Source organism: Nonomuraea montanisoli, from assembly GCF_013363975.1.
Classification (GTDB): Bacteria; Actinomycetota; Actinomycetes; order Streptosporangiales; family Streptosporangiaceae; genus Nonomuraea; species Nonomuraea montanisoli.
Map to the genome: position 1 here is coordinate 197,643 of NZ_JABWGN010000015.1, position 24,396 is coordinate 222,038.

18 protein-coding genes, 1 tRNA gene and 1 pseudogene are annotated in these 24,396 nt (G+C 72.5%); 6 read left to right on the forward strand and 14 right to left on the reverse strand.

Annotated features, from left to right (window positions below; all coding sequences use genetic code 11):
• Positions 1–154: 154 nt before the first annotated feature.
• Positions 155–532, reverse strand: coding sequence for a MerR family transcriptional regulator (locus tag HTZ77_RS34455; RefSeq protein WP_175593920.1), 378 nt, complete (start codon positions 530–532; stop codon positions 155–157).
• A 94-nt stretch (positions 533–626) separates the two neighbouring features.
• Between HTZ77_RS34455 and HTZ77_RS34460 the strand changes: the two genes are divergently transcribed.
• Positions 627–1,367 (forward strand): SDR family NAD(P)-dependent oxidoreductase, encoded by a 741-nt coding sequence (locus HTZ77_RS34460; protein ID WP_175593921.1) that lies wholly within the window; start codon positions 627–629, stop codon positions 1,365–1,367.
• A 383-nt stretch (positions 1,368–1,750) separates the two neighbouring features.
• Here the strand turns inward: HTZ77_RS34460 and HTZ77_RS46875 are convergent, their stop codons facing one another.
• From HTZ77_RS46875 to HTZ77_RS34495, 7 genes are all read right to left on the reverse strand, one after another.
• Positions 1,751–2,035, reverse strand: a complete 285-nt coding sequence (locus HTZ77_RS46875) for an ATP-binding cassette domain-containing protein (RefSeq protein ID WP_407940610.1) — start codon at positions 2,033–2,035, stop codon at positions 1,751–1,753.
• 240 nt (positions 2,036–2,275) lie between these two features.
• On the reverse strand, positions 2,276–2,470 hold the full coding sequence (locus HTZ77_RS34470; protein ID WP_328808935.1) for a helix-turn-helix domain-containing protein: 195 nt from the start codon (positions 2,468–2,470) through the stop codon (positions 2,276–2,278).
• Positions 2,471–2,657: 187 nt separating this feature from the next.
• Positions 2,658–2,730: transfer RNA gene (locus HTZ77_RS34475), tRNA-His, on the reverse strand.
• Positions 2,731–2,853: 123 nt separating this feature from the next.
• Complete coding sequence (gene orn / locus HTZ77_RS34480) at positions 2,854–3,447, reverse strand: oligoribonuclease (protein WP_175593923.1); 594 nt, start codon at positions 3,445–3,447, stop codon at positions 2,854–2,856.
• 69 nt (positions 3,448–3,516) lie between these two features.
• Positions 3,517–4,830 carry a DUF2510 domain-containing protein gene (locus tag HTZ77_RS45545; RefSeq protein ID WP_205304318.1) on the reverse strand — a complete coding sequence of 438 codons (1,314 nt, stop codon included), beginning with the start codon at positions 4,828–4,830 and terminating at the stop codon, positions 3,517–3,519.
• A gap of 69 nt (positions 4,831–4,899) precedes the next feature.
• Positions 4,900–6,516 (reverse strand): protein kinase family protein, encoded by a 1,617-nt coding sequence (locus HTZ77_RS34490; RefSeq protein ID WP_175593924.1) that lies wholly within the window; start codon positions 6,514–6,516, stop codon positions 4,900–4,902.
• Positions 6,517–6,536: 20 nt separating this feature from the next.
• A complete protein-coding gene (locus tag HTZ77_RS34495; protein WP_175593925.1) occupies positions 6,537–8,252 on the reverse strand; it encodes a serine/threonine-protein kinase in 1,716 nt (571 codons plus the stop codon).
• A 150-nt stretch (positions 8,253–8,402) separates the two neighbouring features.
• Between HTZ77_RS34495 and HTZ77_RS34500 the strand changes: the two are divergent.
• Positions 8,403–9,509 (forward strand): annotated as a pseudogene (locus tag HTZ77_RS34500) (RNA-guided endonuclease InsQ/TnpB family protein).
• A gap of 317 nt (positions 9,510–9,826) precedes the next feature.
• On the opposite strand, the gene HTZ77_RS45550 reads toward HTZ77_RS34500, so the two are convergent.
• Together HTZ77_RS45550 and HTZ77_RS34510 are read right to left on the reverse strand one after the other, a co-directional pair.
• Positions 9,827–12,337, reverse strand: coding sequence for a serine/threonine-protein kinase (locus tag HTZ77_RS45550; RefSeq protein ID WP_205304319.1), 2,511 nt, complete (start codon positions 12,335–12,337; stop codon positions 9,827–9,829).
• Between the two features lie 86 nt (positions 12,338–12,423).
• Positions 12,424–13,092, reverse strand: a complete 669-nt coding sequence (locus HTZ77_RS34510) for a pyridoxamine 5'-phosphate oxidase family protein (protein ID WP_175593926.1) — start codon at positions 13,090–13,092, stop codon at positions 12,424–12,426.
• 56 nt (positions 13,093–13,148) lie between these two features.
• Here HTZ77_RS34510 and pdxR point away from each other — a divergent pair, with 56 nt between their 5' ends.
• Entirely contained in the window at positions 13,149–14,618 is a 1,470-nt protein-coding gene (gene pdxR / locus HTZ77_RS34515) for a MocR-like pyridoxine biosynthesis transcription factor PdxR (protein WP_235995592.1), read from the forward strand.
• A gap of 72 nt (positions 14,619–14,690) precedes the next feature.
• Here the strand turns inward: pdxR and HTZ77_RS34520 are convergent, their stop codons facing one another.
• Both HTZ77_RS34520 and HTZ77_RS34525 read right to left on the reverse strand, forming a co-directional pair.
• Complete coding sequence (locus HTZ77_RS34520) at positions 14,691–15,812, reverse strand: DegT/DnrJ/EryC1/StrS family aminotransferase (RefSeq protein WP_175593927.1); 1,122 nt, start codon at positions 15,810–15,812, stop codon at positions 14,691–14,693.
• Positions 15,809–16,891, reverse strand: coding sequence for a GNAT family N-acetyltransferase (locus tag HTZ77_RS34525; RefSeq protein ID WP_175593928.1), 1,083 nt, complete (start codon positions 16,889–16,891; stop codon positions 15,809–15,811). The genes HTZ77_RS34520 and HTZ77_RS34525 overlap by 4 nt, the downstream gene beginning before the upstream one ends.
• Before the next feature lie 159 nt (positions 16,892–17,050).
• On the opposite strand from HTZ77_RS34525, the gene HTZ77_RS34530 reads away from it, so the two are divergent.
• The 3 genes from HTZ77_RS34530 (at position 17,051) to HTZ77_RS34540 (ending at position 20,305) form a co-directional block, all read left to right on the forward strand.
• A complete protein-coding gene (locus tag HTZ77_RS34530) occupies positions 17,051–18,079 on the forward strand; it encodes a phosphotransferase family protein (protein ID WP_175593929.1) in 1,029 nt (342 codons plus the stop codon).
• Positions 18,076–18,822, forward strand: a complete 747-nt coding sequence (locus tag HTZ77_RS34535; protein ID WP_175593930.1) for an SDR family oxidoreductase — start codon at positions 18,076–18,078, stop codon at positions 18,820–18,822. The genes HTZ77_RS34530 and HTZ77_RS34535 overlap by 4 nt, the downstream gene beginning before the upstream one ends.
• Positions 18,823–18,919: 97 nt before the next feature.
• Positions 18,920–20,305: a GH39 family glycosyl hydrolase gene (locus HTZ77_RS34540; RefSeq protein ID WP_328808936.1), complete on the forward strand. Its 1,386-nt coding sequence runs from the start codon at positions 18,920–18,922 to the stop codon at positions 20,303–20,305.
• An 18-nt stretch (positions 20,306–20,323) separates the two neighbouring features.
• Here HTZ77_RS34540 and HTZ77_RS34545 read toward each other — a convergent pair whose 3' ends face one another.
• Both HTZ77_RS34545 and HTZ77_RS34550 read right to left on the reverse strand, forming a co-directional pair.
• Complete coding sequence (locus HTZ77_RS34545; protein WP_175593931.1) at positions 20,324–21,553, reverse strand: DUF418 domain-containing protein; 1,230 nt, start codon at positions 21,551–21,553, stop codon at positions 20,324–20,326.
• Positions 21,554–21,595: 42 nt separating this feature from the next.
• A complete protein-coding gene (locus tag HTZ77_RS34550) occupies positions 21,596–24,370 on the reverse strand; it encodes a hypothetical protein (RefSeq protein WP_175593932.1) in 2,775 nt (924 codons plus the stop codon).
• Positions 24,371–24,396 lie beyond the last annotated feature (26 nt).

The window sequence follows — 24,396 nt, forward strand, 5'->3', positions numbered from 1 at the left end:
CGAGCTGTCACACCTTCGCTATTTCAGCACGCGATCGCGGCGTGAGGGGCGCGCCACGCGAGACACCCCGGCGCGACGTCCGGCGCGGACCCGTTCCCCGGCTCGGGTGTGCGGACCCGTTCCCTGGTTCGGGCGTGCGGACCCGTTCCCTGGTTCAGGCGTGGGGTCCGGACGTGACGGCCGACGCCGTGTCGATCACTTCGTCCAGGACGTCGCGGGAGCGGATCAGATCCGTGATCATGCGGTTGATGCGGGCGCGCTCCGCGGTGAGCTCGTCGACCAGCTTCGGGGTGGCGACCTCGTTCGGACGGCCGTCCTCGTCCTTCATGCAGGGCAGCAGTTGCGCGATCTTCTCGCTGTTCAGGCCCGCCGCGTAGAGCGTCTGGATGCGGACGACGCGGTCGACCGCCCACTCGCCGTAGTCGCGGTGGCCGCCGGGGGTGCGCTGCGCGCGCAGCAGCCCCTGTGTCTCGTAGTAGCGCAGGGAACGCTCGCTCACCCCGGTGCGCCGGGCCAGCTCGCCGATCCGCATGCCCTCACCTCGCCTGACGACGACTTGAATCTGACATTGATGTCAACTTCTACCATGCCGGCACGACGAGCACACCGTCCATGGAGGAAGCAACATGAGTGACCTGACCGGCAAGGTGGCGCTGGTGACCGGTGGCAGCCGCGGGATCGGCGCGGCGATATCGCGACGGCTGGCCGGCGCGGGGGCGGCGGTCGCGCTGACCTACGTCCAGGCGGCGGACCAGGCGCGCGAGGTCGCCAAGGGGATCGAGGCCGACGGCGGCAGGGCCGCGGTCGTCCAGGCCGACCTGACCCGTCCGCAGGCCGCGGCGGAGGCGGTGGAGCGGACGGTACGCGAGCTGGGCCGCATCGACATCCTGGTGAACAACGCGGGCTTCCTCGCCTACGGCCCGCTGGCGGAGGTGTCCGCCGAGGACCTGGACCGGGCGCTCGCGGTGGACGTCCGGTCGGTGTTCCTGGCCGCCCAGGCCGCGGCCCGCCACATGGGCGACGGCGGGCGGATCATCAGCGTCGGGTCGTGCTTCAACGGGCGCGTCCCCGGCTCGAACTTCGTCGTGCAGGCGATGGCGAAGTCGGCGCTCGTCGGGCTGACCAAGGGGCTGGCCCGGGAGCTGGGACCGCTCGGGATCACCGCCACCGTCGTGGACCCAGGCCCCATCGACACCGACATGAACCCGGCCGACGGCGAGACCGCGGACTTCCAGCGTTCCCTCACCGCCCTGGGACGCTACGGCGAGGCCGAGGACATCGCCGCGGCGGTGGCCTACCTGGCGGGTCCCGGCGGCCGCTACATCACCGGCACCGCCCTCGCCGTGGACGGCGGCTACACCGTCTGACGGCGACCGCGCGAGCATGATCGCCATCAGCGCCGCGGTCGCCACGGCCCCGTTGCGCAGGATCGCGCGATCGCCTCGGCCATCAGCACGCGGGCCCTGGACGGCGTGGCGACGTATGTCGTGTCGATCATGCCGGACGCGTGCTCGCCGCTGATGGTCATCGCGCCCGGCATGCCGAACGGAAGCCGGGCCAGGACCCCCCACGTACACGGCCACGATGATCCCCATGGCGGCCTGGTCGCCCGTGCGGGCCGGATCCCGGCGCGCGATGACGGTGGAGACGCCCCGCACGGTGAGCGCGAGCGACACGAGGACGCCGGTGCCCAGCGCGCACCAGGTCGAACGCAGGGTCCGCAGCTTGATCCACTCCGCGGCGACCGCACTCACGGCGCGCTCCTTCCGATGACGTCCACGAACGCGTCCTCCGGCGACGTGCCCGGACGTCCCAGCTCGGCGATCCCGGCGTCGGCACGCAGCCTCCCTCGGTCGAGAACGATCATCAGGTGACTCGACACGAGCACCGTGCGGCCCTCGGCGGCCAAAGGCTTGAGCAGGCCGCGCAGCCGGCGGACGCCTTCGGGAACGAGCCCGTTGGCGGGCTCGTCCAGCACGGGCACCTCCGGGTCGCCGAGCAGCGCCGCGGCCGGCCCCGGCGGCCTGGACGTCACCGAACGCGAGCCTGAGGTCCTCGTCCTGGTGGCCCGGGGTCTGTCCGACGCGGAGATCGCCCGGAGCCTGTGTGTCAGCAGCCTCAGCCCCGGAGCCTGTGCGTCAGCCTCAGCACGGTGAAGACGCGCGTCAGCAACCTGCTGACCCAGTTCGACGCCCGGACCCGCGTCCACCTGGCCATCGCCGCCCACGAGGCGCACCTCGTCTCAGGTCCGGACGAGAGGGGCGGCGCACCCGGCTCAGCCGCTGCGGGACAGCCAGAGGCCGATGGCGGTGACGCGCGAGTCCACGCCGAGCTTGGCGTAGATGCGGTTGACGTGGTTCTTGACCGTCTTCTCGCTGAGGAAGAGACGGCGCGCGATCTGGCCGTTGGACTGACCCGTGGCGATGAGGTCCATGACCTCGGCCTCGCGCTTGCTCAAGGACGTGAACACGCTTTCGAACGCTGCGTCGTCGACTCTCATCCGGCCTCCGGGGGCGCGCAGACGGTCAGAATCGCCGATGCCCCCGTGCTTCCGGCGTTAGCGGTAGACAGCGAGCATAACTCGCATTGTCATGGTTTGGGGACGATAAGGAGAAAAACGGCAACGGCCGGTCCCTGGGGACCGGCCGTGCGCTCGGGGTGAGTGAAGGGACTTGAACCCTCGACATCCAGGACCACAACCTGGCGCTCTGCCAACTGAGCTACACCCACCATGGCCGCCTCGTGAGGCGGCACAGGAAAAGTGTAGCGGTGTTCGGGAGTCTTTTCGCCATCGGCGACGCACCGACACGTGTTCACCCGCTCACACGCGATCCCCGGCCGGGCCGGGCGGGGTCAGCCGCTGACGCGCTCCGCCAGCGTGCGGGCCGTCGCCGAGTCGGGGCCGGGCTGGGCCACGAACACCGACGCGCGGTAGTAGCGCAGCTCCCTGATGCTCTCCGTGATGTCGGCCAGCGCCCGGTGGCCGCCCTGCTTCTCCGGCGCCGCGAAGTACACGCGCGGGTACCAGCGTCGCACCAGCTCCTTGATGGAGGACACGTCGATCATCCGGTAGTGCAGGAAGGCGTCGACCGCGGGCATGTCGCGCGAGATGAACGTACGGTCCGTGCCGATGGAGTTGCCGCACAGCGGCGCCTTCTTCGCCTCGGGGACGTGGCGGCGGATGTAGTCGAGGACGAGCGCCTCGGCCTCGGCCAGCGTCACCCCGCCCGCGAGCTCCGGCAGCAGCCCGGAGGCGGTGTGCATCTCGCGGACCACCTGCGACATCTGCTCCAGCGACTCGGGCGGCGGCTTGATGACCACGTCGACGCCCTCGTCGAGCTGGTTGAGCTCGCTGTCGGTGATGACGCACGCCACCTCGACGAGCGCGTCGCGGCCAAGGTCCAGCCCGGTCATCTCACAGTCGATCCAGACCAGCACGTCACTCATTCGTTCTCCTCGCCCAAGCGGCTCGGAGCGCCCGCCCGCTTGCTCACAGGACCAGCCTAGTGCCAAGCGTCAGGCAGGCTTGAGTGAGCTCAGAACCTTGGCGACCACGTCCGTGCCGAGATTGTCGGGAACCGACACGTAAAGGATGGCCGGGCGCTCGCCCTCGCCGCGATCCATGAGCACGATCGCGCCGTTCTCCTTGTTCCAGCGGTAGCCCTTCTGCTTCGAGATCTTGCTGAAGTCGTGCTGGAACTGGAGCACCCAGGCGTCCTTGCCCCCGATCTTGAGGGCCTTGTCCTGCACGATCTTGGTCGTGTGCTGGATCTGGTAGTACTTGGCGAAGTCGATGAACACCGACTTGGCCGTCACGCCGAGCCTGCCCTTGCCCTCGTAGGGATAGACCTCGTTCAGGGTGCCGGTGTAGATGTTGCCGATCCAGTTGCTGTCGCCCTCGTACTTCTCCTGCGCGACCTTCTCGACGCCGCTCGACCACCTCTGCTGGGCGGGGTCGGCCGTGGGGTCGGTGCCGTTGATGTCGGCGTAGCCGGGCACCGTCCAGCCGTCGGGCACGGCGTACGAGATGCCGGCACCCGGGTCGGAGACGCGGCCGTCCTGCGCCTGCGGCAGCTCGGTCGGGGCCGGGGTGGGCTGCGTGCTGGGCGGCTCCGACTCGGACGGCGACTCCGTCTCGGTCGGCGTGGAGGACGGCGGCAGGGCGACCGTCGGCTTGTCACGGTTGATGAAGAAGATGCCCGCGACCACGATGAGCGCCACCACGACCAGCGCGGCCAGGCCACCGAAGATCCACGGCATGGGGTTGCGCTGCTTCGGCGCCGGGCCGAATCCGGGGCCGGGCAGTTGCGCGCCGCCCCACTGGCCGGGCTGGCCCTGCGCGTAGGGGCCGGGCTCGCCGTACGGACCCTGACCCCCGTACGTGGGGAGCACCTGGGTGGGCTGCGGCGAGCCGAAGGCGGGCTGGCCGGGACCACCGGGCTGACCCGGACCGCCGGGCTGACCGGGACCGACGGGGGCCTGCGGCTGGCCGGGGCCGCTCTGCTGGGGGGCGCCGTACACCTGGGTCGGTCCGCTCTGCTGTCCCGGGCCGCCGGGCTGTCCGGGGCCGCTGGGCTGTCCGGGGCCGCTGGGCTGTCCCGGGCCGTACGCCTGTCCGGGGCCGCCGGGCTGGCCGTACTGGAGCGTCGGGTTGGCGGGGGTGGCCGACCAGTCGTGGCCGGGCTGCGACCCCGAGGGCGGCTGCTGCTGTGGCGCCGCCCCGGGCTCCTGCGGATGCGTGGCGTCGGTCCACTGGGCGCCGTCCCACCAACGGAGTTGGGGCGATCCGTAGGGGTCCGGGTACCAGCCCGCGGGGGTCTGCGTGGTCATGCTGGCCAGATTAGTAAGAACCGCATTGATATGCATTGTCGACGGCGGCCCTTCGGCGCGGGCCGGTCGTCAGCACTTGTACGTGAAGCTCGCCTTGTCGCTGCGGACGGGCCCCGGAGACAGGATCCGGAGGGTGGCCGTCGCCCTGACCGTGGACTTCCCCTTGAGCGTCCACCGCAGCGGCACCTGGTACGAGGTCCGGTCGGAGGTGGTGCGCAGGGTCTGCTTGACCACTTCCTTGTCGAGGTTCTTGCGCCATTCGTACTGGATCTCGCCCGCGCCGCCGTTGGTCACGATGGTGCCGGTGACCACGACGGCGCTGTCGCAGCCCTGCGTCTTCTTCGGCGCGGCGACGTCCACCGACGCGACGGCCAGGTCCGGCCCGCCGCCGCTCAGCCTGAACCAGGCCAGGATCGCGCCCGCGACGATCACCGCGAACAGCGCCGCGGCCAGGACCGTGCGGCGGCGACGGGCCCGCGAGACGCGGGCCGCGCGGGCGCCGTGGACGGTCGGCTCCTCCCTGCCCTCGCGCCAGATCCGCTCGGCGGGGGTCTCGGTGCGCTGCTGGTGCGTGTCCACGCCGGGGCCGAACCGCATCGGCGCCCCGCCGTGCTCGAACGCCCCGCCCTGCTCGTATCCCACGCCCTGCTGGTATGCCGCGCCGTGTCCAGGTGCCCCGCCGTGTCCAGGTGCCCCGCCGTGTCCAGATGTCCCGCCGTGTCCAGGTGCTCCGCCGTGCTCATGTGCTCCGGCCGGCTCGGGGCCTCCGTACGGTGCTCCCTGGGCGGGACCTCCGTGAGGTGCGGGGGAGCGGCCGGGCACGTGCAGGAGCGTGACGATGTCGCCCTCGTCCACCGGCTCCGGCGGGTACGGCAGCGCCCGCGGCGGGGCCTGGGCGAACGCCGAGCGTCCCCGGGCCGCCTGGGCCAGCCGCTCACGGCTGATCGTCCCGCCCGGCAGCGCGCCCCGGCCCGCGAGCAGGGCGTCACGCGCGGCCGCCAGCCCGTGGGTGGTCGCCGTGGCCGCCGCGCGCTCGAAGAGCTGGGCGGCCGCCGGCGCGTCGCGCGTCGCGGCCGCCAGCCCGCGCGCCAGCGCGGCCCACGCCTCGGCGTCGCGCGCGGGCGGCGAGACCTGGCCGCGGATCGCGTCACTGAGCCCGCGCTCCGACAGCAGGGCGCCGCCGTCGGCCGCGATGACCACGGTGCCCGGGTGCAGCGAGCCGTGCGTCACCCCGGAGGCGTGCAGCGCGAGCAGCGTCTGGGCCGTCTCCAGCAACACCGACGCGGCGCCCCCCGGATCGACGGAGCCCGTCCCGTGCGGCGCCCCGCCGGCCGGGGCAGTGGATGCCGCCCCGCCGGCCGGGCCGGCGGATGCCGCCGCCAGCAGGTCGGCCAGCGTGGGGCTGACCGCCTGCGCGGTGAGCAGCCACACCTGCTCGCCGGCGGCCACCACGTCCGCCACCGGGATCAGGCCGCTCAGCCCGCCCAGCACCAGCCTCTGGTCGGTCATGACCGTGGCCACGACCCGGTCGCGCACCCCGGGCAGCCCGACCACCCTCGGGTCGAAGAGCAGCGCCCCCGCCCGGCGTCCGTCCGGCGAGATCGCGTCGATCCAGTTGCCGACCTCGGTGATCCAGGTGTGCTCGGTGAGCCGGAAGCCGGCGATGCCGTCCCTGGCGTTCTCCATCCCCGTAGCCCCCCGACCCGTCAGCGCTTCCTCCGGTGCCGCCCCGCCATGCGGCGCCTCACCGCAAGTGTGACCGGAACGGCTCCCCACGTCACCAGCCCGGCCGCGAGCAGCGCGCCCGCCGCGCCGTCGCGCTCCGCCGGAAGCGCGCGCGGGACCTCGCCGTCGCCGACGGTCGGCTCACCACGGGTGGGCCCGCCGACCGTGGGCTCACCCTCGCCGCCGTCACCTCCGCTGGGGGAGGGCTCGACCGTCGGGGACGGCGGTGTGCGGGTCGGCGTGGAGAAGGTCGGCTGCGGGCTCGTGGCCGGGGGCGAGGACGGCCGCGGCGCGGTCGTGACGCCGTTCGGGTCGTCGGCGGTGGCGAGCACCTGCGGCTCGTCCGAGGCGGTCGGGGTGGGCGTCCTGGTCGCCCGCGTCCGCGTCGGGGTGGGCGTCACCTTCGCCGTGCGGCGCGGACTCGGCGTGGGCGTCAGGGTCTTCGTCCGCACCGGCGCGGCGGTCGCCGTCGGCACGGTGGTCGGGGTCTCCTCGGCCGTGGGCGTCGGGTCCTTCGCGGGCTCCTCCGTCGGCTTCTCGGACGGCTCGTCCGACGGCTCGTCCGACGGCTCGTCGGAGGGCTCGTCGAGGCCCGGGTCCCCCGCGGCGGGCGAGGCCGTGGTGGGCGTCACCGTCGTGATCTGCGCCCGCAGGGTCGTGTCGCCGTCGAACACGTTGACCGCCACCAGCGCCACGCCGACCATCACGCCGACGCAGGCCGTACCGATGACGATCTTCGTCGACAGCCGGGCCAGCAGCTTCGACGGCTCGGGGAAGCGGGTCTCGGCCAGCGACGTCTGCGCGTCCGCCGGGGTCTCCGGCGGGTTCGGGAACAGCGCCAGCAGCAGCGCCGCCAGGCTCGACAGGCGGCGGCGCCCGCGCTCCTCCCAGCCGGCGCCGTACGCCTCGGCCGCCACGGCCTCCAGCTCCGTCAGGAACGCCTCGGCGGACGGCGGCCGCTCGGTGGCGTCCTTGGCCAGACCCCGCCGGACCAGCTCCTGCAGCGGCGCGGGCACCTCCTCGACCGGCGGCTGCGCGCTCTGGTGCTGCCGCGCGAGCGCGGCCATGTTGGTGGCGCGGAACGGCCGGGTGCCGGTCAGGCACTCGAAGAAGGCCACGGTGGCGGCGTACACGTCGGTGGACGGCGCGGCCGGCGCGCCCGACCACTGCTCGGGCGCCATGTACGGCGGGGTGCCGGCGGCACCGACCTGGTCGCCGGCCCGCGCCGCGATGCCGAAGTCGACGAGCTTGCTCGCGCCGTCGCCCTGGACCATGACGTTCTCGGGCTTGAAGTCGCGGTGGACCACGCCGATGGCGTGCGCGGCGGCCAGACCCTTCAGCGAGCCCTTGAGCACGGTCAGCGCGGCCTCGGGACCGGTCGGCCCCTCGGACCTGAGAAGCCGGCGCAGGGACACGCCGTTGACCAGCTCCATCACGATCGCCGCGCCGGCGCCGCTCTCGACGTAGTCGATCAGGCGGGCGTTGTACGGGCTGCGCAGCGTCCCGAGCAGCCTGGCCTCGTGCCGGAACCGCGCGACGAACCCCACGTCCGACCTGAGCTCGTCGGAGAGGTACTTCACGGCGACCTCGGCGCCGTCGTGGTCACGCCGCGCCAGCACCACCCGGCCGGCGGCTCCGCTGCCCAGCTCTCGTACGGTGCGGTACCCGGGGACCTCCCACAGCGCACCACCGTTCATCAGAAACCTCCGAGGAAGTTCCCGCCTTTAGGCGGGAAGGAAGCAAACCCCCTGCGGAACAGGGCAAGGGAGGGCGGCTCGCCATCTGGTGAGCCGATTTTCTCGAACATACGCGCGATCCTTAACCGATCACGCGGTATGATATGAGATGTGGCGCAGCTCGTGATGCGGGCTTACAAGTACCGCTTCTACCCGACCCCCAGGCAAGCCGCCGAGCTTGCGCGGACGTTCGGCTGTGTCCGCCTCGTCTACAACAAGGCGCTGGACGAGCGGACCCGCGCCTACAAGCTGGAAGGCCGCCGTGTTTCCTACGTGGAGTCCTCGGCCCGCCTGACTGAGTGGAAGCGCAGCGGCGAATACGACTTCCTGTCGGAGGTCTCCTCCGTTCCGCTGCAGCAGGCGCTTCGACATCTGCAGGCGGCGTTCGCCAACTTCTTCGCCAAGCGCGCGAAGTATCCGACCTTCAAGAGCAGGAAGAAGTCGCGCGCGAGCGCCGAATACACCCGCTCGGCGTTCCGCTGGCGGAACGGACGGCTCACTCTGGCGAAGATGGACGCGCCGCTGGACATCGTGTGGTCGCGTCCGCTGCCGGAGGGTGCCGAACCGTCTACGGTGACCGTGTCGAAGGATGCGGCTGGGCGGTGGTTCGTGTCGCTCTTGGTCGAAGAGAGCATGGCACCGCTGGCTCAGGTTGAGCAGCGAGTTGGCGTGGACGCTGGAATCGCCTCCCTGGTGACGCTGTCCACCGGGGAGAAGATCACGAATCCGAGGCATGAGCGAGCCGACCGGCGCCGCCCGTCCAAGGCCCAGCGGAACCTGGCCCGCACAGCGAAGGAGTCGAACAACCGGGCCAAGGCCAGGGCGAAGGTCGCCCGCGCCCACGCCCGGATCACCGACCGGCGCAGGGACTTCCTGCACAAGCTCACCACTCGGCTCGTCCGTGAGAACCAAACGGTCGTGATCGAGGACCTGACCGTCCGCAACATGGTCAAGAACCACTCGTTGGCCCGCGCCGTCTCGGATGCGGCCTGGCGGGAACTGCGCAGCATGCTGGAGTACAAGACCGCGTGATACGGGCGGGAACTGGTCGTGATCGACCGGTGGTTCCCCTCCTCCAGGCTGTGCTCCGCCTGTGGCGCCCTGCGGGAGAAGATGTCGCTGAACGTCCGGGAGTGGGTGTGTGCCTGCGGCGCGGCCCACGACCGCGATGTGAACGCGGCCAGGAACATCCTCGCCGCCGGGCTGGCGGAGAGGTGAAACGCCTGGGGAGCTGACGTAAGACCTCAAGGAGAGTCCTCTCTGACGGGCAGTCGGCAGTGAAGCAGGAATCCCCTCCACAGGGAGGGGAGAGTCAAAACGGTCTCCTCTGCACCAAAAAGCTCCACCCTGAGCAAACGCACCGTAGCTTAACCAGCGGCAGACGCTTTCTGGGCCTCGCTATCCCGATAGGTCGGAAATCACAATCGCACTCTGCGCCACCCCCTGACCCGCGAGCCCCCAGGGCGCTGCTCAGAGACGGCGCGCGGGGCGTTCGGGACCTCCGGCGGCGAGGCGCGCGACCCCGTGCTCTGTGCTCAGCGCGGCTCACCCGGGGCGGGCCGGTCGCCGCTGGGCTCCTCCCGGGGCGACGGCGTCGCGGACGGGGTGGGCCTGGGCGGCGGGTCGGCGGACGGCTCCCCGCTCGGCTCCTCCTCCGGCTCGCACGCCGGCGTGACGCCGCTCGCCTGGTCGCCGCCTCCGGCCGCGCGCGGCTGCGTCGTCGCCCGTACGAACCAGCGGGCCCCGCACGGCACCTCGCCGAACGCGTGGCTCAGCGTACGGGTGTACGCCGTGTCGCCCGACAGCGTGACCTGCTCGGTGTGCTGCCTCCCCCCGGCCGAGAACATGACCGACAGCCGCACCGGGCGGTCGTTCAGGGTCGAGACCGTGACCACGGCCACGGCGCCGCCCCGGCCGTCCACGGCGGCCCGCGCGATCGACACCCGGCGGACACCCGCCGGGCAGGTCACCCGGGTCCGCGCGCTCGCCTGCTCGTCGCCCGCCGTCACCGCCACGGACACCGTCGCGTCGCACGGCCTCGTCCTGAAGCCCTGGTCGAACGAGCGAGCGTAGGAGGTGCGCCCGGTGAGCGTGGCGGTCCTCGTGCCGACGCTCTCGCCGTTCAGCGCGAACCTGACCCGCACCGGCACGTCACCCGTGCCGGTCGCCGTCACCCGCACCCGCGCGGTGGCCTCGTCGCCCGGCGAGGGCGCCATGTCCAGCGACACCCGCAGCCCCGTCACGGTCGTGGGGCACGGCGGCACGTTCAGGGTGGCCGTTCTGGGGCCTCCTGGGGCGGCGGGCGTGGTGGCGACGGTCAGCGTGACGGTTCTGCCGCAGGGGCGCTCGGCCAGCGTGTGGCTGAGGGCGCGGGTGTACGACAGGGCGCCGACGAGCCGGAGCCGTTCCGTGTGGACGGGGTCGCCCGCGACCGCCCAGGTGGCGGTGAGGCCGATGGGCGCCGTGCCGCCGGCGCGGACCGTGACCGTGGCGCCGGCGGCCTCCTCACTCACCGTGAGGTCGCCGAGGGCCAGTGCCGCCACCGTGACCGGCGGCACCGGCGTGGGCGTCAGCGTGACCGGCGGCCGGGTGGTGGGCGGGAAGGGCGTGGGCGTCACCGGCGGCCGGGTGGTCGGTGGGAACGGCGTCGGTGTGATCGTCACGGGGGGTCGCGTGGTGGGCGGGAAGGGCGTCGGTGTGATCGTCACCGGGGGCCGCGTCGTGGGCGGCTGCGTGATCGGGGGCTGGGTGGTGGGCGGTGGCGTCGCTCGCTGCGTGGTGCGGGTGGGCCGCGGCGTCGGTGTCCGGCCGCGGGTGGGCGGCGTCGTGGGGGCGTCGCCGGTCGGCGGGACGATCGCGGGCCTGGTCGCGCTCGGCGGGGGCGGCGGGCTCGGGGGCGCGCTCTCCGTGGCGCCCACCGGCGTGGCGGGCGGCGAGACCAGCTCGGCGGGCCCGGGGGAGTCCGACGGCGCGGCGGCGGCCACGTCGAAGGGCTTGGGCAGCCGGTCCCGGCTCGCCAGCACGAACACCGCCGCCACCGCCACCACGACGGCCAGGCCGGCGCCCGCGGCCATCCGCACCGCGTTGTGCCGCGCGGCCCGCGCCACGGTGCGGCCCAGCCCGTGCCCGCCGCGGAACACGGTCCGCGCCAGCGACGTGCCGGCCTGCGCGGGCGGCGTCTCCGGCACGGGGAGCAGGAGGGCGAGCAGCGCGACCAGCCCGGCCAGGCGCCGCCTGCCGCGCTCCTCCCACTCCTCGCCGTACGCGGCCCGCGCCGTCTCCTCCAGCTCCGCCACGAACGCCTCGGCGCTGCGCGGCCGGTCGGCCGGGTCCTTGGCCAGGCCGCGCATGATCAGCTCGCGCACCGGCTCGGGCGCGTCCTGGACCGGGATCGGCGCGTACACGTGCTGGTAGCCGAGCACGCTCGGCTCGGTGGAGCGGTAGGGCCGGTGACCGGTCAGGCACTCGAAGAAGACGGCCGTGGCCGCGTACACGTCGGTCGCGGGCGAGGCGGGGGCCCCGGCCCACAGCTCCGGCGCCATGTACGGGGGCGTCCCCTCGGGACGCGAGAGCGAGCCCTCCCGTACGGCGATGCCGAAGTCGACGAGCTTGCTCACCCCGTCGTCGCGGACGATGACGTTCTCCGGCTTGTAGTCCTTGTGGACCAGCCGCAGCCGGTGCGCCCGCGCGAGGCCGAGCAGCGACCCCTTCAGCACGGTCAGCGCCGCCTCCGGCCCCGTCGTGCCGTTCTCACGCAGCAGCGCCCGCAGCGACACGCCGTTGACCAGCTCCATCACGATGGCGGCGCCGTCATGGTCCTGGACGTACTCCCACATCGTGGCGATGTGCGGATCGCGCAGGGTGACGAGCAGGCGCGCCTCCGACTGGAAGCGCGCGAGGGACTCGGGGTCGCGCCGTAACTCCTCGGAGAGGTACTTGATGGCGACCTTGACGCCCGTCTCGTCGTGGACGGCCAGCACGACTCTGCCGCTGCCGCCCGACCCGAGCTGCTTGACCTGCGTGTAACCGGGAGCGCTCCACTCCATTTTGCCTCTCCCATCAGGAGCCGGCCCACCTGATGAGACGCGTGATCTAGCAGGATGGTTTGCCAGGTGGTTCCTGATTCATGGAACTACCGGCGGCCGCCGATGTGAACAGGCACATCGATACCTTCTCGGAGCGCCGCGTCGGGCACCGGGGTTCCCCACTGCGTGACCAGCGGGAGCACGCCGGCCCAGACGGGCAGCTCGTAGTCCTCGTCATCGTCGATCGGGTCGCCGCGGCGGATCTTGACCGACGCCTCGTCCAGGGGCAGGGCCAGCACGGCCGTCTTGGCCAGTTCCTTGCGGTTCGGGCGGCGGGCGTAGTCCCACTGGCCGGGGGCGAGCTGCTCGGTCAGCACGCGCAGGCCGGTCAGCCGCTCCTCCTCGTCGGTCACCAGCCGCGCCCGGCCGTAGATCACGGCTGAGCGGTAGTTGACGGAGTGGTGGATCGCCGAGCGGGCCAGCACGATCCCGTCCACGTGCGTCACGGTGACGCACACGTCGGCCTCCTGGGCGGCCCGCAGCGAGCGGGCTCCGGTGGAGCCGTGCAGGTAGAGCGTGTCGCCGTCGCGTCCGTAGCCGGTCGGCAGCACCATCGGGGCGCCGTCGACCACGACGCCGAGGTAGCAGATCAGTCCGGTGTCCAGCACCTCGTACAAGTCGTCGCGGTTGTCGCTGCCGCGCTCCTTCATGCGGGCGAGCCGGGTACGGGGCGTGGGAGAGAGCGGTGTGCCGGTGGGCGACGTGGTGAAGGCCATGAGACGACGGTAGTCCGCGAGTGGACCTATGCTGTAGGGCCACTATTCGCGCCTTCTTGGAGACCACTTCCGTGCGCAGCCTGCTCGACCTGCCCGTTTCGCTGGAGCGGCATTCTCCCGTGCCGCTCTCGGCACAGCTCACCGGGTGGCTGCGCCAGGCCATGCTGGCGGGCACCCTGGCGCCGGGGGAGCGGCTGCCGTCCTCGCGGGGGCTGGCCGGGCAGCTCGGGGTGAGCCGTACGGTGATCACGGAGGCGTACCAGCAGCTGTACGCGGAGGGGTGGCTGGAGGGCCGGCACGGGTCGGGCACGTTCGTGGCCGACCTGGAGGAGGCCCGTCCGGGCGCACTGCCCGACCGGGTCCCTCGACCCGTCGCCGCCCCGGCCCCCGCTCCCGGCTCCGCGCCGCCCGCGCCCGGCCTCGGGAGGGGGCGATCCGGCGGCACGGGGCCGGGATCGGCTCCGAGGGCCGCGATCGACCTGCGGCCCGGCAAGCCCTGGGTGCGCGACTACGACGTCGCCGCCTGGAAGCGGGCCTGGCGCCGGGCCGCCGACCTGCCGCCCGGTGACGCGCCCGACCCGTACGGCCTGCCGCGCCTGCGCGAGCTGCTGGCCGGGCACCTGAGGCGGACCAGAGCCGTGGCCGTCGGCCCGGAGAACATCATGGTCACCCGCGGCACCGGCAACGGCCTCGACCTGTGCGCGCTCGCCCTGCTCGGCCCCGGCACCCGCGCGGGCGTCGAGGACCCCGGCTACCACGTGGCCCGCACCGTGTTCGCCGCCCGGGGCGCCGAGGTCGTGCCGTGCCCGGTGGACGAGGACGGCGTGGTCTCCGACGGCCTGCCCGGCGACCTGCGCCTGCTGTACACGACGCCCGCCCACCAGTATCCCCTGGGCGGCCGGCTGCCGATCCCGCGCCGCGAACGGCTGCTGGCCTGGGCCCGGCGTACCGGCGCGATGATCGTCGAGGACGACTACGACGCGGAGTTCCGTTACGACGTCGCCCCGCTGCCCGCCCTGTACGGGCTCGACCCCTCGCGGGTGGTGCTCCTCGGCACGCTGTCGAAGACGCTGGCGCCCGACGTCGGCGTCGGCTGGCTGGTCGGGCCGCCGGAGCTGGTGGGCCGCATCGCCGAGCTGCGCCGCGCGGTGGCCGACCGGACGAGCGGGCCGGTGCAGGAGGCCGTCGCCACCCTGATCGAACGCGGCGACCTCGATCGCCACCTGCGCCGGATGCGCCTGGAGTACGCCCGCCGGCGGGCCGCCGTGGTCGAGATCCTGGGCCCGGTCTGCCGGCTGCGCGGCGACACGGCGGGCCTGCACGTGCTCGCCGAGCTGCCGCCGGGCACGATCGGCCGCGTGGTGGAGCGGGCCGCCGAGCGGGGCGTGCTGCTGGACCAGCCCGAGCGCCACCGGCATCGGCCGGGCGCGCCGTTCGGGCTGGTCATCGGATACGGCTCGGCGTCGCTGCCGGACGTGCGCCGCGCCTGCCGCGTCGTCGCCGACCTGATCACCCGGCCGACCTGATCGCCCGGCCACGCCGATCGCCCAGCCGCGCCGATCACCCGGCCGAGCGGATCGGCCCCGGCCGGGGAACGGTCAGACCGGTGGCGGCGGAGCGGGCGGCAGGTGGCGCACGACCGGCAGGGCCCGGGTCGCGTAGACCGGGTCGACCGGCAGCACGTGCCGGGCCCACCAGCGGGCGACCTCCGGGTACGGCGACGGCTCGGTGAACCCGGGCGCGTAGTCGTCGTACGGCGGGTCGTACAGGTAGCCCACCGCCACCCCCTGCCGCTCCAGCGCGGCGATGGCCGCGTCGCGGTCGCGCACCAGCAGCGGCACCCGGAACAGCGGCTGGTCGAGCTGGTCGCGCACGCCCTCGGCGACCGTCGGCAGCTCGGCCAGCAGCCGCACCCCGGCGAGCCGCCGCTTCCGCTCGGCGGCGACCCCGGCCAGGCGGGCCTCCTGGTAGCGCCGGGCGATCCGTCCCTTGCGCACCCGGTAGTCGTGCAGGTCGGCCCGCACCCACGGGTCGAACGGCGCCAGCTCGGGCACGTGCTTCATCGTGCGGCGCAGCTCGTCGCCGCGCAGCTCGATGCGGTAGCCCAGGCGCTCCTCCTGCATGCCGAGCGCGCGGGCCAGCCGCAGCGCCGGGCGGACCAGGTCGAGCCGGAGCGCGGCGCGCCGGGCCGCGGACGTGGCGACGGCGAACAGCTCCTGCCGCCACGACCCGGGCTCCAGGACCAGATCGCGGGCCTGTTCGAGGGCCCGCAGGTCGTCCTCGTGCTCGACGGCCAGCACGCCGCCGGACCCGGCGCCGCAGTGCTTGGACAGGCTGTAGACGCCGGCCTGGCCGAACGTGCCGAGCGGGCGCCCGTCCACGGACGTCTCCAGGGCGTGGGCGACGTCCTCGATGAGGATCTTCCCGGTGAAGGCCCCGACCCGGTCCGGCAGGCCGTACATGTTGGTGGTGAGGACCGCGTCCACGCCGGACAGGTCGACGCGCCCGACGTCGATGTTGCCGTCACGCGGCGACAGCGGCGCCATGACCGGCCGCAGGCCGGCGGCGATCACCAGGAACAGGATCTCGTCGGCGGAGACCGGCGACATGAGCAGCCGCTGCCCGGGCACGCACCAGTGGCGCAGCGCGAGGTAGAGGCCGAGGCGGTTGGAGGGGAGCACGAGGCAGTGGCGCCCGGTCCGCTCCGCTAACCCCGTCATGACTGCAGGGCCGTGCGCAGACGGCCGAACGTCTTGAGCACCCGGTCGGCCGTACGGTGCAGGACGGGGTTGGCGAGGACGGTGGCCCGCGTCTTGCGCACCGGCACGCGCATCAGCCAGTGGACGCCCGCGGCGGGCCCGACCGTGGCCACGCGGCCCTCGGCGACCTCGTACTCGCCGTTCTTCAGCTTGTCCTTGTACTCCTTCTGGCCCCGCCCCATGTCGATGACCTGGATGCCGGACTCCGCCGCCCGCTCGGCCATGGCCAGGTGGTGGATGAGACCGGGGGAGTACTTGGCGTAGGCGGTGTCGTAGGCCGGGAACCAGCCGACGAGCGTGGTGCGGGTGCGCAGGCCGAAGTGGCCGGCGATGGGCACGTCGCCCGCGTAGACCATGTCGAGCACCCCGGCGAAGTGCTCGGTGTCGGTGGCCTGCAGCCGCTCGACCAGCTCGACGATCCACCGGTGCGCGAACCGGTCGGTGCGGCCGGTGCGGCGGTACTGCTCGGCCTTCCAGCCGATCAGGGTGTGCAGCGGCTCGACGCGGGAGGTCGCGTAGTCGTGCCGGATCTCCCCGGCGTCGCGTTCGAGCTTGCGCTGCTTGGCGAGGGTCGTCTTGTAGGTCTTGCCGGAGTGCTCGCGCAGGAAGGCGGTATAGGTCTCGTAGCCGTCGCGCAGGTCGATGATGGGCGACGGGTGGCTCTCGTGCCGGGCGGCGAGCATGGGCTGGCCGGCGACCAGGTGGTCGAACTCGTAGACCGACAGCCCGCACAGCCGCAGCAGCCGGTGCGGGTCGATCTCGACGTCCTTGGCGTGGACGAGGCCCTGCGCGTCGGTCAGCCCCGCCGCGACCGGTTTCCCGATGCCGAGCGGATGTCGCTCGAACGGGAAGAACCCCACGATGTCGGCGCCGTCGTAGATGACCGCGACCCGCACGAGGTCGCGCAGTTCGCCGACGGTGAGCGTGAACTCGGGCGACAGGAAGGGGTTGTCGAACCCCGCGTGCGCCTCCTGGAGCGCCCGCCACCGGTTCAGCTCCGGTGCGCCCAGTTCGCGGGGGTGTGCAAGTGAGACGCGCATGGGCTCCTACTGGCGATATGCCGTGTGCTGTCGAGCGTGGGAGGGTCCGCCGTGCATGGAAAGGTTAACCGTTGCTCTCTTATGTCATTCACGCAGGTCCGGAACGTTACACAACTCTTAGCTGGTATTCAGAACCGAGTGGCGTTCTAATGTGTGTCCATGACGGTCCCCGGAATCGACCTGCCGCGCCTGACCTCGTGGATGGCGAACCACGTGCCCGACGCGGGTGAGCCGCTGACAGTCTCGCTGATCTCGGGGGGCAGGTCCAATCTGACCTACCTCGTCGAGGGGCGCGACCGGCGGGTGGTGCTGCGCCGTCCGCCGCTCGGCCACGTGCTGCCCACGGCGCACGACATGCGGCGGGAGTGGCGGGTCATCTCCGCCCTGGCCCCGACGCCCGTCCCGGTGCCCGAGCCGGTCGCCTTCTGCGCCGACGAGGACGTCATCGGCGCGCCGTTCTACCTGATGGGGTACGTCGAGGGCGCGGCCGTGCGCACCCGGGAGGAGCTCGGCGAGCCCGCGCCGGAGCAGGCGCGGCGGCTGTCGGAACGGCTGGCCGAGGTGCTGGCCGCCATCCACGCCGTCGACCACCGCGAGGTGGGCCTGGAGGGGTTCGGCCGCCCCGACGGCTACCTGGCCCGCCAGCTCGACCGCTGGTGCCAGCAGTGGGAGCGCTCGAAGACCGCCGACCTGCCCGAGTACGACCGGCTGGTGGCCCGGCTGCGCGAGCGCCTGCCCGCGGCGTCGGCCGGCACGCTCGTCCACGGTGACTACCGGCTCGACAACACGCTCGTCCGGCTGGCGCCCGCGCCCGAGATCCTGGCCGTGGTGGACTGGGAGATGTCCACGCTCGGCGACCCGCTGGCCGACCTCGGGCTGACGCTCACCTACTGGCAGGACCCCGGTGACGAGGAGCGCGCCTCGATCCCGGTGGCCGGCGACGTGACGCTGGCGCCCGGGTTCCTGACCGCGGCGGAGTTCGCGGCCCACTACGCCAAGGTCTCCGGCCGCGACATCCCGGACCTGGGCTTCTACGTCGCCTTCGGCAACTTCAAGCTCGCGGTCATCGTGGAGGGTATCCACGCCCGGTTCCGCCAGGGTAAGACCGTGGGGGAGGGCTTCGAGGAGATCGGCTCCGCGGTGCCCGTCCTCATCGCCCGCGCCCACCGCATGCTGGAGTCCGCATGAGCACTGTCGCGTTGATCACCGGTGCGGCGAGCGGCATCGGCGCCGCCGTCGCCCGCCGCCTGTCCGCCGGCGGCGCCCGATGTGTCCTCGTGGACCTCGACGGGGAGGGCGCCGAGCGCGTCGCCAAGGAGACCGGCGGAGTGGCGCTGGCCGGCGACGTCAGCACCGAGGAGGCCAACCGCGAGGCCGTCGAGCTGGCCGAGCGGCGCTTCGGCAGGCTCGACGTCGTCCACCTCAACGCGGGCGTCACCGGCGGCGTCGACCTCGACGCGTTCGACGCGGCCCGCTACCGCACGGCGGTGGGCGTCAACATGGACGGCGTCGTCTTCGGCGTCGTGGCCGCCCTGCCGCTGCTGCGGCGCTCCGGCGGCGGCGCGATCGTGGTGACCTCCTCGCTGGCCGGGCTCGTCGGCTACGACGGCGACCCGATCTACACGATGACCAAGCACGCCGTGGTCGGCCTCGTCCGCGCGCTCGCCGTGCCCCTCGCCGCCGACGGCGTCCGCGTCAGCGCCGTCTGCCCCGGCTTCACCGACACCCCTCTGGTGGCCGGGGCGCGCGAGACCTTCCTGAACGCCGGCTTCCCGCTGCTCACCGCCGAGGACGTGGCCGCGGCCGTCGAAAGCGCCTTTTACGCCGATCCCGGCACGTTGCTCATCGTGCAGCCGGGGCGGCAACCGGTGCCGTACCGTTATGCGGGCGTGCCCGGGCCGGCGGGTGGCGAGCGGCCGCCCACGCCCTGATGCTGCGCGCAAGTAGCTTGCAAGTGGCATAGATACGGTAATACGTGCGGAGATGTGTCAAAGGGACACCGCGCAGGCGTGAGGGGTGGAGGTTCCCGTGATTCCCACCGATGGTCGGCATGCCCGTAGACGGTCGCCGTGGCCACTGGCGGTGGGCGCGGGCATCGTGGCGGTGCTCCTGGTCGTGGGCATCATGGTGTACGCGGGCTCGCGCGGCTCGCGCGACGAGTACAAGGGCGGCGAGGTGGCCAAGGCCGGCCCTTCGCAGGCCGCCCCCACCCTGGCGCCGCCGCCGAAGCTCGACAGCTGGCCGCGCTGGGGCGTCACCCACACCCAGTACAGCGCCGACACCGCCCCGCGGCCCGTGACCGAGCAGGCCAAGGGCATCCTGGGCCGCGTCCCCCTCCTGCAGAACCAGCACATCATGGGCTGGGGCGCCGGCAACCCCGAGCCGAGCCCGGGCCAGTACAACTTCACCGAGCTCAACCGCCGGATGACGTTCATCGCGTCCTCGCGCGGCATGCCGGTCATCACGCTCTGCTGCGCCCCCGACTGGATGAAGGGCGGCCAGGCCGGCCGTACCGACTGGAGCAAGAACCACACGGTCGCCCCCGAGCGCGAGCACTTCGACGACTACGCCAAGCTCGCGGCCAAGATCGCCCGGCAGTACCCGACCGTGAAGCACTTCATGGTCTGGAACGAGTTCAAGGGCTTCTGGGACCCCGCGACCAACCGGTGGGACGCCGAGGGCTACACCGAGCTCTACAACAAGGTCTACGACGCTCTCAAGCGCGTGGACGGCGACATACAGGTGGGCGGCCCGTACGTGCCGATCGAGACCACCGCCGGCCCCGGCCCCTCCGAGCTGAGCGGCCCCTGGGGCACGGTCGACCAGCGCGCCCTCGACGCCATCGAGTACTGGATCGAGCACAAGAAGGGCGCCGACTTCATCGTCGTCGACGGCGCCACCATGACCACCGACAAGGGCAACGTCCCCGACGACTTCGCCGCGCAGGGCAAGTTCGGCGCGATCACCTCGTGGCTGCGCAAGAAGGCCAACGACATGCCCGTCTGGTGGGCCGAGTGGTACGTCGAGCCGCAGAACTCCGGCTGGAGCGAGGCCAAGCGCACCGCCGTGCAGGCCACCACCATGATGGAGTTCGCGCGCAGCGGCGTCGCCTCGGCCCTCTACTGGAACCCGCAGCAGAAGGGCGGCGCCCGCGAGTGCCACGGCTGCGTGTGGGACGCCGACGGCCGCGAGATGCCCATGGCCGGGCTGCTCAGCGGCTTCACGCGGTGGTTCCCCGTCGGGGTGGCGCTGGAGCAGGTCCAGTCGTCCGACGCGCGGGTCAAGGTCCTGGCGCAGGCCCAGCAGCTCGTCATGGTCAACACCGCCGACCGCGACGTGACGGCCACCGTGGACGGCAGGCAGGTCACGCTCAAGCCGTACGAGATCAAGTGGAGCGGGCGCGGTCAGGGCTGAGCGGCCGGGACCGGCCCGTCAGGGCTGGGCGGCCTGCGGGGCGGGGGCGGCCTCCACGGTCCGCCCCGGCCGGTTCCAGTACGTGAGGTAGCGCAGCAGCCACTCCACCGGGCCGTACCTGTGCCCGCGCAGCCACAGCCGGCTGTAGACCACCTGCGCGGTGAAGATGCCCAGCGCGATCAGCACCTCCGAGGGCGGGCTGACCCGGTCCACCAGCGCCAGGCCGTACCCGGTGAAGATCACGCCGCAGAACAGCGACTGGCCGAGGTAGTTGGACAGCGCCATGCGGCCCGGCGCCGCCAGCAGGGCCGCCAGGCGCGGCACGTGCGGCAGCAGGCGCAGGAAGGTGGCGGCGTAGGCGGCGGCGAGCAGCGGCGCGGTGACGAGATCCAGGGCCTCGCCGAGGAACTTGTGCACCGTTCCGGTCCACGCCGACATCGTGTAGACGGCCGCGCCGCCGAGCCCGACGGTGAAGCCCACCCACTGCAGCCGCCGCAGCGCCCGGGTGTGCGCCGACGGGTCGCGCAGCAGGCCCAGCTTGCCGACCGCGAGGCCGATCAGCGCGGCGGCCAGCACGGCCGGCCCCTGGAACAGCAGGCGCAGCAGGACGATGAGGGACAGCTTGCGCAGGTGCTCGGAGACGATCTGGCCGGCCGAGCCCGCCAGCGACCGGTCCGACTTGATCGCCTCGGCGACGCCGTGGGAGACCGTGCCCGCCATGTCCAGGCCCAGCGCCGCCAGCCCGGCCAGGAACACGAAGCCCAGCGCCAGCAGGCTCGTCAGCACGACCGCCAGCATGATCGCGTTCTTCGGCGACAGCTTGCGCAGCACCAGCAGCGCGAGCCCCACGCCCGCGTACGTCGTGAGGATGTCACCCGGGAACAGCAGCACGGCGTGCGCGATGCCGATCAGGAACAGCCCCGCCACGCGTCTCAGGAACATCGGCGTGAACGGCATGCGCCGGCGCACCGCGGAGTCGAGCTGCAGCGTGAAGCTGTAGCCGAACAGGAAGGAGAACAGCAGGTAGAACTTGTTCTCCAATAACAGTGTCACGCTCCAGCGCACGCCCCAGTCGAGCGTGGACTGGAACGCGGGCTCCGCCATCCCGGCCATCCTGAAGCCGGAGGCCAGGAAGGCGATGTTGACCAGGAGGATCCCGAGGAGGGAAAAGCCGCGGAGGGCGTCGACCGAGGTGATCCTCGACGCCCTCGCGCCCTGCATGGCGCCGTCTGTCCGTTGTGCCGTCATCACGGAACATCATCCCGCATAACCTGAGAGGTTCCTGTGAATTCAGTTATTTAGTGCGATGTAGATGAAGCGCTCTGCTATCACGCCCACCGCGATCACGAACGCGGGGATCGCCACGAACAGCAGCCGCTTGCGCGCCCTGGGCGCCCGCGTGGGCCCGTGGAGCCGGACCACCTCGTAGGCGAACAGCGTCACCCACGTCAGCGCCAGCGCCGCGATGCCGACGGGCGTCCACGGCGACGTGGGGTCGCCGCGGCCCTTGTACGGCTGAGGATCGGGGATCTCCGTGCCTCTGACGAACTTCTTCAACGTATAGAGCGCGGCGTCGCCGTTGGAATACACCCGCTTCAGCTCGGACGAGGCGTCGAGCGCCGCCCGGAACTTCTCGCCCCAGCCCTCCGGGAAGCCCTCGTTGAGCTGGAGGTAGCTGACCTGGCCGCGCGTCACCGCCAGGAACGTGTTGCGATCGCTCTCCTTGAGCTTCTTCAGCGCGCCGGTGATGTTCGAGGGGTCCTTGTAGACCAGGGCCTGACCGTTGAAGTTCACCAGCTCCACGTCCTTCTCACCCCAGGGCATCGTGGGCGTGACCTCCTTGCCCTCCTTGGGCACCAGGTAGAGCACGCGGGCACTCGGCTTGTCGTGCTGGTACACGTAGTGCATGGCCGCGACCTCGCCGGCGGTCACCCGCTCGAACTTCTCGTTGCCGTAGCGGGCGACGAGGAAGGCCATCGCGAACAGCACGGCGAAGAACGCCGCGAGCAGGACCGACAGCTTCCGGGTCAGCTCGGGGTTGAAGCGCACGTTGCGCCTGCGGAGCGGCACGGTCTCCTCGCGCACGTCCGCGCTGTCGGCCGGCAGGTTCGGGAAGAACGCGTACGAGGCCAGCAGGCACGCGCCGGGCAGCGCGAACATGTAGATGCGCAGCCCGATCTCGCCGCCGTAGCTCTGCAGCCCCAGCGCGAGCACGGGCACGCACAGCAGGATCAGCGCGGCCCGGTCGAACACCCCGCGCCGCAGCCGGCGCAGCAGGCCGGTGGCGGCCAGCGAGAGGATCACCACCAGGATGCCGAGCCGGGCCTTCAGCACCAGCGCGTGCGCGGGGTCGCTGCCCGCGATGCGGTCGCCGGTGTTGCTCTGGAGGTTGGTGAGGATCTTGCCCAGGCCGCCGAAGATCGCGTCGATCTGGCCGGCCCAGAAGCCCACGGTCTCGTAGCTGATCCAGGCCAGCACGACCAGGCCGAGGAAGAACGGCAGCGCCCAGGTCAGCGACGTCCGCTTGAAGATCAGGAACGCGGTGACCACGCCGAGCATCATGAACGGCGTGATCTGGTGCGAGGCCGTCGAGGCGAAGAACAGCGCCAGCAGCAGCGTCAGCATGAGCAGCTTGTCGGCGCGGTAGGTGCCGGTGTTGACGATCTCGCCCGGCGTCATCGCGTCGAGGCGGCCCAGCCACTTGCGCCAGCCCTTGTCCGGCACCGGCTTGGTGCGCGGCTCCACGCGGCCGAACCAGCGCAGCAGGATCGCCACCCACGCCAGGTACAGCGCGAACGTGAAGCCCTGGGGCGAGAAGTAGTCCTGGCCGATCCACTGCACGAGGACGAACAGCAGCGCCGCGAACCAGCGCGCCCGCGTGGTCGCCACGACCTGGCGCAGGATGAGCACGAACGGCAGCAGGTAGAGCAGGTTGGACAGCAACGGCGTCCACATGAGGATCGGCGTCATGTCCGTGATGCCGGCCGCCTTGGTCACGAACGCGAACAGCGCGAAGAAGCCCGGCCAGCCCATGCGGGCGTCGATGCTGATCGCCGTCTCGCCGGTGCGGCCGATGAAGTCGACGAAGCCCGCGTGGATGTAGGCCGTGGGGAAGCGCGGCTCGGTGGCCACCAGGGCGCCCGCGCCGTGCAGCGCGAACGTGATCGTGGCGATCTGGAACAGCAGCAGGAACTTGCGGTCGGTCGACTGGGCGACCGTCACGAAGAAGGCCACCAGCATGATGAGGAGCGCGGCGAACGCACTGGTGGGCAGGGCCGCGATCAGGCCGAGGCCGTTGATGTCGGTGGGATCGACCCCGCGCAGCGGCCCGGGGGCCACGCGCAGGGCGAGCACGTACAGGATGAGCCCTTCGACGGTGAGCAGGGCGGGCAGCCACTTGGGCGCGCTGCTCATGAGCGAGCTCAGGCGCGCCATGAGGCCCTGGGGGGCCGCGGCGGTCGCGGGGGTGGCCCCGGCGCTCTTCGCGGGCGCCTTGCTCTCCTGAGCCGTTTCCGGGCGCGCCTGCGGGGACGCCTGAGCCTGCGTCGGCGGGGACGTCCGCGGGGGTGTGGCCCTGAACGGGGTGGTCGGCGGCGCGGCCGGCGGCTCCGCGGACGGGGCCTCCGCGGACGGGGCCTCGGCGGAGGCGTCCTTCGGCGGGCCGCCCACGCGGAAGCTCGCCGGCAGCCGGATCGCCGTGGTCGTGTCGGCGTCGTCCTCCGCCTCGGCCCCGGCCCTGTCCTCGCCCTTGGTCGCGGGGACGGCGTCGGTCGGGGTCTTGACGTCGGCCTGGGTCTCGGCATCGGCGTCCGCGTCGGCCTCAGCCTTGTCCTCGACCTCGGCCTTGCCCTCCGCCTCGGCCTCGGGAGCGGCCTTGCCGTCGCCGTCGCCGTCGGCCTCGGCCTCGTCCTCGTCCTGGGCCTTGTCCGAGGAGGCGCCGTCGGCGGAGCCCAGATCGAGGATGATCCGCGGGATGACCCCCGTGGCGTCCGGATCGAAGGGCGCGCCCGACTCCTCCTCCGGCTCGCCCTTGAGCTCGGAGGAGCCTGTGAACCCGGTTGTCATTCCATCGCCGTCCCGTTGCCTCACGT